Source organism: Hyphococcus sp. (assembly GCF_965267305.1).
Lineage (GTDB): Bacteria > Pseudomonadota > Alphaproteobacteria > Caulobacterales > Parvularculaceae > Hyphococcus.
Window position 1 is genome coordinate 1,950,461 of the sequence record NZ_OZ253945.1, and the last position, 11,511, is coordinate 1,961,971.

Annotated in this window: 9 protein-coding genes; 7 read left to right on the top strand and 2 right to left on the bottom strand. The window is 61.3% G+C overall.

Annotated elements, in window-relative coordinates:
- Positions 1-31 precede the first annotated feature (31 nt).
- The 3 genes from ACQY5P_RS09205 to ACQY5P_RS09215 all read left to right on the top strand — a co-directional run bounded on the left by ACQY5P_RS09205 (position 32) and on the right by ACQY5P_RS09215 (position 4,875).
- Positions 32-1,522 carry a serine hydrolase domain-containing protein gene (locus ACQY5P_RS09205; protein WP_428410453.1) on the top strand — a complete coding sequence of 497 codons (1,491 nt, stop codon included), beginning with the start codon at positions 32-34 and terminating at the stop codon, positions 1,520-1,522.
- 13 nt (positions 1,523-1,535) lie between these two features.
- Positions 1,536-3,515 (top strand): serine hydrolase domain-containing protein, encoded by a 1,980-nt coding sequence (locus ACQY5P_RS09210; RefSeq protein WP_428410454.1) that lies wholly within the window; start codon positions 1,536-1,538, stop codon positions 3,513-3,515.
- Positions 3,516-3,690: 175 nt separating this feature from the next.
- Positions 3,691-4,875: an MFS transporter gene (locus ACQY5P_RS09215; protein ID WP_428410455.1), complete on the top strand. Its 1,185-nt coding sequence runs from the start codon at positions 3,691-3,693 to the stop codon at positions 4,873-4,875.
- Here the strand turns inward: ACQY5P_RS09215 and ACQY5P_RS09220 are convergent.
- Positions 4,872-6,488 carry a phytoene desaturase family protein gene (locus ACQY5P_RS09220; protein ID WP_428410456.1) on the bottom strand — a complete coding sequence of 539 codons (1,617 nt, stop codon included), beginning with the start codon at positions 6,486-6,488 and terminating at the stop codon, positions 4,872-4,874. The two genes, ACQY5P_RS09215 and ACQY5P_RS09220, sit on opposite strands and share 4 nt — an antisense overlap.
- A 65-nt stretch (positions 6,489-6,553) precedes the next feature.
- Between ACQY5P_RS09220 and ACQY5P_RS09225 the strand changes: the two genes are divergently transcribed.
- Together ACQY5P_RS09225 and ACQY5P_RS09230 are read left to right on the top strand one after the other, a co-directional pair.
- Complete coding sequence (locus ACQY5P_RS09225) at positions 6,554-7,699, top strand: aromatic ring-hydroxylating oxygenase subunit alpha (protein WP_428410457.1); 1,146 nt, start codon at positions 6,554-6,556, stop codon at positions 7,697-7,699.
- A 12-nt stretch (positions 7,700-7,711) separates the two neighbouring features.
- Positions 7,712-9,040, top strand: coding sequence for an NAD(P)/FAD-dependent oxidoreductase (locus tag ACQY5P_RS09230; protein WP_428410458.1), 1,329 nt, complete (start codon positions 7,712-7,714; stop codon positions 9,038-9,040).
- Positions 9,041-9,079: 39 nt separating this feature from the next.
- Here the strand turns inward: ACQY5P_RS09230 and ACQY5P_RS09235 are convergent, their stop codons facing one another.
- Positions 9,080-9,961: a LysR family transcriptional regulator gene (locus ACQY5P_RS09235; protein ID WP_428410459.1), complete on the bottom strand. Its 882-nt coding sequence runs from the start codon at positions 9,959-9,961 to the stop codon at positions 9,080-9,082.
- Between the two features lie 138 nt (positions 9,962-10,099).
- Here ACQY5P_RS09235 and ACQY5P_RS09240 point away from each other — a divergent pair, with 138 nt between their 5' ends.
- Both ACQY5P_RS09240 and ACQY5P_RS09245 read left to right on the top strand, forming a co-directional pair.
- Complete coding sequence (locus tag ACQY5P_RS09240; RefSeq protein WP_428410460.1) at positions 10,100-11,305, top strand: efflux RND transporter periplasmic adaptor subunit; 1,206 nt, start codon at positions 10,100-10,102, stop codon at positions 11,303-11,305.
- A gap of 35 nt (positions 11,306-11,340) precedes the next feature.
- Positions 11,341-11,505, top strand: a complete 165-nt coding sequence (locus tag ACQY5P_RS09245) for a hypothetical protein (RefSeq protein ID WP_428410461.1) — start codon at positions 11,341-11,343, stop codon at positions 11,503-11,505.
- Positions 11,506-11,511: the final 6 nt, after the last annotated feature.

The window sequence follows — 11,511 nt, forward strand, 5'->3', positions numbered from 1 at the left end:
TTCCGCCAATGCGGCCCAGTGGGAGGGGTACATGACTGCAAGTTCCGGATGGAAAGGCGCCGCCGCGGCGCTGGCGTTGATTGCTGCGGCCCCGCTGTCGCCGATGGCGGCGAACAGCGCCGATATTGCAGCGGCGTCCGCCATTCAACCGCAAGACCTCAAGACGCTTGAAGATTTCGTCGACGGCGTCATGGCGCAACAGATCGCAAGCCACGAAGTCGCCGGCGCGACCATTTCCGTCGTGCACAAGGGCAAGCTGCTGTTCGCCAGGGGGTACGGCTTCGCCGATGTCGACGCCGGCGTTGTCGTCGATCCTGAGGAAACGCTTTTTCGTCCGGGCTCGGTCTCCAAACTTTTCACCTGGACGGCGCTCATGCAGCAGGTGGAACTGGGGCGTGTCGACCTCGACGAAGATGTAAGCAAGTACATTGATTTCACGATCCCGCCTTTCGCGGGGCAGCCGGTCCTGGTGCGCCATCTGATGTCGCACAGCCCAGGCATGAGCGACGTCAGCGGCATCTCGGTGCAAACCGTCGAGGAGCTCACGCCCTATGGCGAGTGGATCAAGGCGCATATCCCCGAACGCGTCTGGGCGCCGGGAACCGAAATCGCCTATTCCAATTACGGCGTAGCGCTGGCCGGCTATATCGTGGAGCGGGTTTCCGGCGAGCCTTTCGCCGATTATGTCGAGACGCATGTCTTCGCGCCGCTGGACATGGTTTCAACCACGTTCCGCGAACCCCTGCCCGACGCTCTCGAGCCGCGTATGGCGAAAGGTTACGAACTTAAGGATGGCCGCCTTGCAGCGGAGCCTTTCGAGCTGTTCAGCAACATCATGCCAGCCGGTTCTGCGACATCCAGCGCAACCGACATGGCGCGCTTTATGATCGCGATGCTGAATGAAGGCCGTCTCGGGCGTATGCGCATTCTCGAAGCAGAGTCCGTTCGCCTGTTGATGAGCGACGCCCTTGCAAATGCGCCGGGCCTGCCCGGCATGGCGCACTGTTTTATCGTCAGCCGCGAAAGCGCTCCGCGCCTTGTTGGACATGCCGGCAACACAGGAGATTTTCACTCCAACCTGATTTTGGCGCCCGGGGCTGACTTCGGTTTCTTTGTCTCGGTCACTGGCGGCGATAAAAGCTCCACCGGGCGCACCGACCTCACCAACGCTATTATCGGGCGTGTTTTCCCTGAAAAACCCGCTGCACGCGCCGCCGCTAGTTCAGAAGTTGAAACTGCTTCTCTCGCCGGCTCCTATCGCGTGAACCGCCGCAACTACTCGCGCGACCCGCGCCCTGAATATGACATCAAGGTGGCCGCCGATGGCGCCAACGCGCTCATCGTCACCAATCAGGGCGAGACCAGCTATTGGGAGCGCATCGGCCCCAACACTTATGAAAAAGCGACCGGCGCCCGCGCAGGCGGCCCGTTCGACCGCATCCTTTTCCACGGCGACGAAGACGATTTGTTGCTGTCCTTCAGCGCCCAGCCCTACATGGCGTACCGGCGCGTCACTGAGTAAGAGGCCTTTTTATATGTCCAGCAAGAAAATGAACTTCCTGAAGTTCCTTATGGCGTTCTCGCTTTTCGGTTTCCTGAGCGCTGCAATGGCGCAAGAAATCGCGTCCGAAGACACGCCCGGAACCACGTCATCCGGCGCCGCGTTCGTTCAGCCCAAGGACTGGGCCATCAGGACGGAAGAAAACGTCACTGTCCTTTCTGCGCCAGAGAACGATCTCGATATCGTCGTCGTCGAAGTCGGCGCCGCGGAGAATGCGCGGGATGCCGCCGCCAAAGCGTGGGCCGCCTATGCTCCCGAAGCGGGCCGCAAGGTGCGCCTCGCCACGCCTGCGGCGCCCGCCAATGGCTGGGAAGAGCGCGTGAGCCTTTCCTATGAAACCTCCCCGGCGGAGCAGGCGACGGTTTCCGCTTTGGCCCTGCGCAAAGGCGATTCGTGGACGGTCCTGATCGTCAACGGATCGGACGCGACGGCGAACGTACGCTATGGAGCATTGTCACTGGTGCAGGACGCCTTGCGGCCCGCGGGTTATGCACGCGAAGACTTCACTGGCAAAACCGCGCACCGGCTTACACCTGAACGCATCGAATTGCTCCGCAAATTTGTCGAAGACGCGGCGCGCGAACTCGAAGTGCCGGGCGTCGGACTGGCGCTGATCGATCAAGGTGAAGTCGTCTGGGAAGGCGGCGTCGGCGTGCGCGAACTCGGTTCGTCAAAACCGGTGAACGCCGACACCAAGTTCATGGTCGCCTCCAACACCAAAGGCATGTCGACGCTGCTGCTGTCGATTCTGGCGGATGAAGGAAAACTTGAGTGGGACCAGCGCGTCGTCGATCTCTATCCCTCGTTCCGTCTCGGTTCCGACGCGACGACCAACGCCACGCTGGTCCGCCACCTTGTCTGCGCCTGCACGGGCCTGCCGCGCAAGGACTGGGCGTTTATTCTCGCCGACCCGGGCGCGCCTGCCTCAATCACTTTTGATGAACTCGCAAAAACCCAGCCCACCAGCAATTTCGGAGAACTCTTCCAGTACAATAACCCGATGGCGGCGGCGGCGGGCTATCTCGGCGGACACCTCGCCTATCCCGATATGGAGCTCGGCGCCGCTTACGATAAAGCGATGGAGGACCGCATCTTCGATCCTCTCGGCATGAATGACACCACCTTCGATTTCGACAAGGGCATGAAGGGCAACTGGGCGAAGCCGCATGGCCTTGATGTCGATGGGAATGTCACCGTGATGTCGAATGATTTCAATTATGCGCCCTACCCCTATCGTCCGGCTGGCGGCGCCTTTTCAACGACGCGCGATATGGCCCATTACGTTCAGCTGGAATTGTCCAAAGGCATTGGGCCGGACGGAAAAAGAATCGTCAGCGAAGAAAACATTCTTGAACGCCGCAAGCGCGGCGTGCAGGTCGGCGAAAATGTCTGGTATGGCATGGGACTATTCGATGAAGTGCATTGGGGCGTTCCCGTTGTCACTCATGGCGGAACCCTGCTCGGCTATCACAGCAACTGGTATGCTTTGCCCGAAGCCAATGTAGGCGCCGTCATCCTCACAAACTCGGATCCCGGCGCGGCCATGCTGCGTCCGTTTCTGCGCCGCCTGATCGAGGTCCTCTATGACGGCCGGCCGGAAGCCGAGGCGCAAATCGCAGCCGCCGCCGCACGCCTCAAGGCGCAAGCCGGGGCGCGGCGGGAAGATCTGACAGTTCCGGGCGACCCTGACGTGCTGGCGAATCTCGCCGGCCGCTATGAAAGCCCGGGCACAGGGACGATCACGATCACGGAGAAGAAAGGCGTCAAATGGATCAAGGCGGGGTCCATCGAAGCCCCGCTGGCGACGCGCGCCAATCCCGACGGCACCGTGTCTGTGGTCTCGATCGGTCCCGGCGCGATTAATGTTGAAGCTCTGGTCGGAGAAGAGGATGGTCTGCGCACGCTCACCATCCGCGACAGCCAGCATAAATATCATTATACAGAGGTTCAGTAGGGAAACTGAGGGGAGCGCATAGCTATAGCGCTCCCCTACCAGCTTTCCCCGGCAAGCCGCAAATAAAACTGTTGCGCTCCCGAAGAAAGGCCGGAATAGTCCCATCATGACGGCCGGTCATGTGGACGCCACCTCTTCGGAACGGAGCGAGTCAATCCTATCAAGATGGGTTGTCATGGCTGTGCTCGGCCTTTCGGGCGCGGTCATCTATCTGCTGCCATTCCTGCGCGAAGTCTATTACGACCCCCTGAGAGAAGCCTTGAACCTGACGCATTCTCAGTCCGGCAGGCTCATGGCGACCTTCGGCTTTGTCTCGATGCTCACCTATATGCCTGGCGGCTGGGTTGCCGACCGGGTTCCCTCACGGCTGCTTATCTCAGGGTCGCTCATATCGACGGGCCTGTTGGGGTTCGCTTTCGCGACATTCCCCTCGTATCCCGTTGCCCTCGCCATTCACGCACTATGGGGCGTCACCATCACCGGCATGATGTGGGGCGCGCTCATTAAGGCGACGCGCGATTGGGCGTCGAGCGCCGAACAGGGAAAAGCCTTCGGCATGCTGGAAGCAGGGCGCGGCGTTTCCGAGGCCGCATGCTATTCGATCTTTCTTGCGGTCTTCGCACAGCTTGGCGGCGATACGCGCGCCTTCAGCCAGGTGATTATCCAGTATTCCATCCTTCATGTGCTTTTAGGCGTCGCAGCGTTTTTCGTCATCAAACCAGGCTTGGCGGCTCCAACAGGCGCGGCGCCAGATCTCGCAACATTCTTCCGCGTCCTCAAAATGCCCCATGTCTGGCTGATCGGCTTTGTCATCCTTTCCGTCTACGGCGCCTATTGGGGCGCGTACTACTTCACCCCTTACGCATCGGACGTATTCCTGATGAGCGCGGTCGCCGCCGGCGCCATCGGCGCCGGAAAGGTCTGGCTGAAGCCGGCTTCCGCGGCCATTGCAGGTCTCGTGGCGGACCGGATCGGCGTTTCAAAAGCGGTGTTGATCGGCCTCTTCGTCCTGACCGTCAGTTTTCTCGGCTTCACCGTGCTGCCCGGCGGACAGGCCATGATCGGGCTGATGATCTTTAACATCGCGCTTGCGTCAATCACCATCTTCGCCTTGCGCGGCATTTATTTCGCCCTGCTCGAAGACTGCGGCGTTCCTGCGGCAGTCACCGGAACCGCGACGGGAATTGTTTCCGTTATCGCCTTCACACCGGACGTCTTCATGCCGCTTGTGGGCGGCGCGCTGCTCGACGCCTATCCCGGCGAGACGGGTTTCCGGTATTTCTTCGGCCTTATTACGGCGCTCTGCATCTGCGGCGGGATCGCAATGCACGTCCTCAAGAAACTCGGGCGCGCAAGCTAACGGCGGTCTTTCAGGACTTTCATCGCCGCATTGCGGCCCGGCGCGCCGGTGACGCCGCCGCCCGGATGGGCGCCCGCACCGCACAGATATAGCCCGCGGATCGGCGTTTTATATTGCGACCATTCGGGCGTCGGCCGCATGAAGAAAAGCTGGCCGATATTGAGGTCGCCATGGAAAATATTGCCCTCCGTCAGTCCGTATGTCTCCTGAAGGTCGAGCGGCGTCAGCACCTTTCGCGCGACGACGCTTCTGGGGACGTTCGGCGCCTGACGGCCGATCAGTTCGACAACACGGTCCCCGAAAGCTTCACGCTTTTCGTTCCAGTCGCTTCCCCGGATTTCCCACGGCACATATTGCACGAAACAGGTCGCCATGAACCGGTCCGGAGGGCACAGCGTCGGATCGACTTCGCTCGGAAAAACGCAGTCGACCCAGAGATCGTCTGAAAGCTCGCCAAATTTCGCTTTGTCGTAAAGCCGCTGCACGTCTTCGAGATCGTCCATGATCGAAAGCACGGCGCGTTCCGCTGGCGCCGCGTCTTTCGGCAAGCCTATAATGTCGGGGCGCTCCGACAGCACCAGGTTCACTTTCGCCGCGGGTCCAGCCATGCGGATTGCGGCAACGTCCGCGCGAAACTCATCGTCAAGCGCGGCAGGATCGATCATGCCGAGAAAGGTGCGCTTCGGGTCCGCGTTGGAAAGAACGAGAGTTGACGAAAACTCCCGCCCGTCGTGAAGTGTCACACCGACCGCGGCGCCGTCCTTGACGCGAATTTCGGCGACGGCGGCGTCGGTCAGGATCAAAGCGCCTTTGTCACGCGCCGATTGCGCCAGCGCGCCGGTGATGGCGCCCATGCCGCCGATCACATGACCGGTGAACCCCTGAATTCCATGATCGCCGCCCGAGAGAAGATGAAAGAGAAGACCGAGGGTTGAGCCCGCATCGTAAGGCCCGCCATGTTTTCCGTAGACATTGTTTCCGAGAAACAAGCGTTTCGTTTCGGGCGCCTCAAAATGCCGGTCGAGAAAATCGCCAAGCGATCCGGTGAGGAAGCGCACCATCGCCGCCGCATCCGCGCCGGAAAGATTCCAGAACCGCTTCGCAAGCCGGACGAATTCGAAAAGCCGGTCCATGCCCATAGCGGCGAGATTCGGCGGCGGCTCAAGGAAAAACGGCTGAAGATAGCGCGCGAGCTTTTTGAGCTCCGCATCGACGCGCAGATAAGCCGCCGCATCGCGCGCAGAGTAAGGCCGCAATTCGCTCGCCGTGCGCTCGGGATCCGCCCAGAGCCGAACGAGGCTTCCGTCGGCGACAGGCATGTTGAGCGCCGGGTCGCACGGGACCATCTTCAATCCATAGCGGGCGAGATCCAGATCGCGAATGACCGCCGGCGTCAGCATCGAGGCGATGTAGGAACAGGACGACACGCGGCAGCCGGGCGCGACTTCTTCCGTCACCGCCGCGCCGCCCACAACGCTGCGCCGTTCGAGCACCAGCACCGAAAGCCCTGCGCGCGCAAGATAGCCGGCGGCCGTGAGACCGTTGTGTCCGCCGCCCACTATGATTGCATCGTATGCGGATTTGAGCGCGCTGGAGGACATCGGGCCGGTCATCTTTTCTGTGGACAGGTGGCTTATGGGAGGAGAGAGTGGGCGGGTCTTCAGCCGCGGATTCTGCAATGCCTCAACCGGAAAAGCCAGCCGAATTGGAAAAGTCGCTGCCCAGCAGTTTCTATACGGACGCCTTGATGTTCGAGCGGGAACGCAGGGAGCTGTTTGCCCGCAGCTGGGTATGCGCCGGTCGCGAAGAAGAAGTCGAAGACGATGGATCGACAAAAATTATAGACCTATTCGGCGAAAGTATAATTGTGGCGCGCCTGAAAGACGGCTCGCTTCGCGCCCATTATAATGTATGCCGCCATCGCGGCGCGCGGATGTGCTCCGACGATGCGAAATGGGGGCTTTCCCTGCGCGGCGGGGCCATGGGCGAGTTTATCCGCTGTCCCTATCATCAGTGGACATACGGGCTTGACGGCCGGCTGGTGAACGCGCCGCAGCTTTCGGGAACCGACGGTTTCGACGCCGCCAAATTCAGCCTGCATCCGGTCGGAGTCGCTGTATGGGGCGGCTTCATCTTCCTGAAGCTCGATCCTGCAGAAGGCGATCTCATATCGCGTACGCTGGGCGAGGATGAGATTGGCCCCGCGCCCCGGCGGCTCGGCAATTACCCGCTCGCAAGGCTGAAGACGGCGCGGGCGATCAGCTATGAGGTGGCGGCGAACTGGAAGGTCATCGCCGAGAATTACAACGAGTGTTATCACTGCGGCGGCGTTCACCCTGAATTGTGCGCGGTGGTTCCGGTTTTCCGCGCGGGCGCCGGTCTTGGCCTCGACTGGGAGAACGGCGTTCCGCATCGCGAAGGCGCATGGACTTACACTTTCTCCGGCACGACCAACCGCAAGCCGTTCGAAGGCCTGAGCGAACTCGAAAAAATCCGTCACAAGGGCGAGCTCATCTATCCAAATCTCATGCTGTCGGTGAGCGCCGATCACGGCGCGGCCTTCATCCTCTGGCCGCTGGCGCCGAATTTGACGCGCGTCGACGTGCGGTTTCTGTTCGATGCGGATGAAATGGCGCGCGACGATTTCGAGCCGTCCGACGCGGTCGATTTCTGGGACATCACCAACCGGCAGGACTGGGCCGTCTGCGAGCGCGTCCAGCAGGGCATGAGTTCCCGGGCGCATGACCACGGCTATTACGCTCCCATGGAGGACGAAAGCCTCGACATCCGCCGCTATATCGCCGCCCACATAAAAGACGCCTGAGCGGAGCGGCGTTTGTTTCTTTACACTGATAAGTCGCCGGTCATTTTTCGTGACGAGCTGCCGGACGAAGTCGACGTCGCGATCATCGGCGGCGGCGTCATCGGCGTTGCGACCGCGTGGTATCTGGCGAAACGCGGCCGCAAGGTGCTCATCTGCGACAAGGGCCGCGTCGCCGGCGAGCAGTCGAGCCGCAACTGGGGCTGGGTTCGGGTCAATGGCCGCGATGCAGCGGAAACGCCGATCGCTATCGAGAGCCTGCGTCTGTGGGAAGAGCTTTCGCGCGAACTCGGTCCCGACATCGGGTTCGAACGCCGCGGCATTGTCGAGCTTGCCGAAACCGACGCGGATATGGAGTTCTGCGAAGGATGGATGGATGTCGCCAGGGCGAACCGGCTCGATACGAAACTGCTTTCGCCGGACGACGTCCGGAATATCTTTCCGGCTGCGCAAGGCGCGTGGAAAGGCGGAATGATCACGCCGAGCGACGGCCGCGCCGAACCATTCAAAGCGGTCCCCGCCATCGCGCGCGCCGCACAACACAGCGGCGTATTGATCCGCGAGACATGCGCTGTGCGAAGCGTCGAGATAACGAACAACCGCGTGGCGGGGATCGTCACCGAGGACGGCCTCGTGAAAGCCGGCGCTGTCCTTTGCGCCGCCGGCGCCTGGTCGAACATGTTTCTCGGACAGCTCGGCATCGACCTGCCGCAGCTCGCCGTGCGCGGGACAGTAGCGCGGACCGAGCCGGCGCCGTCGGTGTTTGAGGGCGCGGGCGGCGCCAAGGATATTTTTATCCGGCGGCGCCAGGATGGCGGATACACCGTCGCCAGCGGCATTACCGAGCACTTGATCGGCGCGTGCAGTTTTCGTTACGGCGCACGTTTCCTTCCGGCGCTGAAAAGCGCCAGCGAACTCTCATTCACGCTCGGCAAAGACCCGACACAGGCGCGCTTTCCCCGGTGCAAATGGAACGGTGACGATGCGTCGCCGTTTGAATTGACGCGCGTGCTCAACCCGGCGCCGTCGGAAAGCGTCTTGCAAAAAATGCGCGCGCATCTCGACAAGAGAATTCCAGCACTGCGCAGTGCAAAGTTCGTCGAAAGCTGGGCGGGCATGATCGACGCCATGCCCGACGTGGTTCCCGTAATGGACGCGCTCGCCGCTCCTGCGGGACTTTTCGTGGCCACAGGCTTCAGCGGACACGGCTTCGGCATCGGTCCGGGCGCGGGCGCGGTGATGGCCGACATGATCGATGGGCGAGAGCCGCGATTCGATCTCAACCGCTTCCGGTTCTCGCGTTTTACGGACGGCTCCAGGATGGACCCCGGTCCCGGAATCTAAAGCCCGCGTCACGCTCTTGAAGAGTCGCGACCGCGAGATCTATTCGGGTTTCAACATCGCGTCGATCAACATGCGCAGCGCCGGGGTCATATGATCGCGCCGCCAGACAAGATCGAGCATTGGCTCAAACCCAAGACCGGCGACTGGCCGCGAGACGAGACCCGCCGGCAATTCTTGAATGGCGTAAGAGACCGCGAGACACAGCCCGATGCCGCTCAGCGCCAGTTCGGCGCCGACCATCGGATCCTGCGCATGATAGGCGACCTCGACCTTCCGGCCACCTTCCGCAACCGCCGAAATTATGCCGTCATAAAGCTCAGGATTGAGACGGCGCAGGAAAAAGATCAGCGGTTCGCCATCGAGATCGGCAAGCGCGATCTCCGTCTTTTCCGCCAGCCGGTGATTGTCCGGCATGATAAGGGTCCAGTGACCGCGCCGGTAAGGCCGCGCAACGACATTCTGCTCCGACACCGGCGCGCGCGCGATGCCGATATCGATGCGCCCGTCCGCCGCCGCCGCCGCTGTTTCAAAAGTGTTCATCTCGACAATCGAAATCCTGACGTCGGGAAAGGCGTTGCGCACCTGCTGAAAAATCCCCGGCAGGCTCGCCCGTGAGAAAAATTCAAGCATGCCGACAGTGATCTTCGATTCCGCCGACTGCTGGCTGGCAGTGAATTGCGCCTCGACAGCGTCGGCCTGATCGAGAAGCGCACGCACTGCGTCGAGGCAAGCCAGCGTCGCCTCCGTCGCCTCCACCCCGCGCGATTCGCGGCGGAAGAGGGCGACCCCGAGCCGGGTCTCAAGCTCTTGTATTTGTTTCGTAAGCGCCGGCTGGCTGATGTTGAGGCGTGATGCGGCGCGCCGGAAACTGAGTTCCTCGGCGAGCACCACAAAAGACCGCCATAACCGAAATTCGATCATTCGCGATTACCTATCGTTATCACGGCATGAGAAGCAACGATTAGAAATCAGCCGTCTGAAGATCAATCTCCTGCGCAACGGCCCGAAGAGGCCGGCTCCAATCCGCCCCCGCGCTTACCGTTTCAGGAGAGAGATCCAGTGACTGTTTCTAAAACCCCCGCCTCCTCACGCTTTCGTTACCTGTTGTTCGCCGCCGTCTCCACAGCCGCCATTGCGGCGGGCGTCGCCGGATTCAGCGGCACCCACGCCTCGGAAAGCGATCCCGCTGAAGCTGCGTCGTCGGCGCCAAACGTGACCGTGGCCAAGCCCGATGCCGAAAATATTGTTGAATGGGACGAATTCACCGGACGCTTTGCGGCGATCGACAGTGTCGAAATACGCGCCCGCGTTTCAGGTTATCTTGAAGCCGTCGCCTTTGAGGATGGCGTTGTTATACAAAAAGGCGATCTGCTTTTCAAGATTGATCCGCGCCCGTTCGAAGCCGAACTCGCCGCGGCGAAGGCCGATCTTGCAAGCGCCGCCGCCGCGAGACGCAACGCCAAGGAAGAAAACGAGCGCGGCCACCGCCTGCTTGAACGCTCCGCCCTCAGCAAGGAAGAAGCCGACCGGCGCGAAAGCGCCCTGCGCCAGGCCGACGCCGCCTGGGCCGCCGCAAACGCCCGCGTCAAGCAGGCCGAGCTCAATCTCGAATTCACCGAAATCCGCGCGCCGATCACCGGTCGCATCAGCGATAATTTCGTCAGCGAAGGCAATCTGATCGTCGGCGGCGCACAGGGTGGAACGCTCCTTACAAGGATCGTTTCTCTCGACCCGATGTATTTCGAGTTCACCGCCAATGAAGCCGATTATCTGAAGTATGTGCGCCTTTCCGCCGGTGGCGATGAAACCGGCCTTCAGGGCGGGGAAAGCCCCGTTTTCGTCAAGCTGCTCGATGAAGCTGACTTCATCCATGAAGGGCGGATGAGTTTCGTCGACAACCGGTTCGACCCGTCGACCGGAACCATGCGTGGCCGCGCGACCTTCGACAATCCCGACGGCGTTCTGACGCCTGGCATGTTCGGCCGGCTGAAACTCGCCGGATCGGTTGAATATACAGCGCTGCTCATCCCCGACAGCGCGGTCCAGACCGATCAGAACATCAAATTCGTGTGGGTGACGAATGATGAAAATGTCGTTGAACGCCGGGAAGTCGAACTCGGCCCCCTGCATGGCGGCCGCCGCATCATTCGCGCCGGCCTGCAACCCAGCGATCGCGTCATCGTCTCCGGTTCTCAGTACGTCATGGCGGGACTCACCGTCGCGCCGCTTCCCGAAACTCAAACCCGCCTCGCCGCTGCGCGGTGAGGTCGAGTCGCAAGCTACAGTCACAGGATATCGTCATGACCAGAGAGATCAGACAAACCGCCACACATATCCGCTTTGGCGCCGCTGCGGCCCTCGCCGCAGCGGCGCTGATGATCGCCGCATTCCAGCCGGACTCCGCGCCCATCGCGGATGCTGGCGACGTTCTTCAATACGCCGCCGCGTCACATCACACCGATTAGAACAAG

What these genes read in the sequence shown, in the direction of transcription:
- ACQY5P_RS09235 (WP_428410459.1), bottom strand. Translation starts at nt 9,961, where the DNA reads ATGATCGAATTTCGGTTATGGCGGTCTTTTGTGGTGCTCGCCGAGGAA.
- ACQY5P_RS09215 (WP_428410455.1), top strand. Translation starts at nt 3,691, where the DNA reads ATGGCTGTGCTCGGCCTTTCGGGCGCGGTCATCTATCTGCTGCCATTC.
- ACQY5P_RS09220 (WP_428410456.1), bottom strand. Translation starts at nt 6,488, where the DNA reads ATGACCGGCCCGATGTCCTCCAGCGCGCTCAAATCCGCATACGATGCA.
- ACQY5P_RS09225 (WP_428410457.1), top strand. Translation starts at nt 6,554, where the DNA reads ATGCCTCAACCGGAAAAGCCAGCCGAATTGGAAAAGTCGCTGCCCAGC.
- ACQY5P_RS09245 (WP_428410461.1), top strand. Translation starts at nt 11,341, where the DNA reads ATGACCAGAGAGATCAGACAAACCGCCACACATATCCGCTTTGGCGCC.
- ACQY5P_RS09205 (WP_428410453.1), top strand. Translation starts at nt 32, where the DNA reads ATGACTGCAAGTTCCGGATGGAAAGGCGCCGCCGCGGCGCTGGCGTTG.
- ACQY5P_RS09210 (WP_428410454.1), top strand. Translation starts at nt 1,536, where the DNA reads ATGTCCAGCAAGAAAATGAACTTCCTGAAGTTCCTTATGGCGTTCTCG.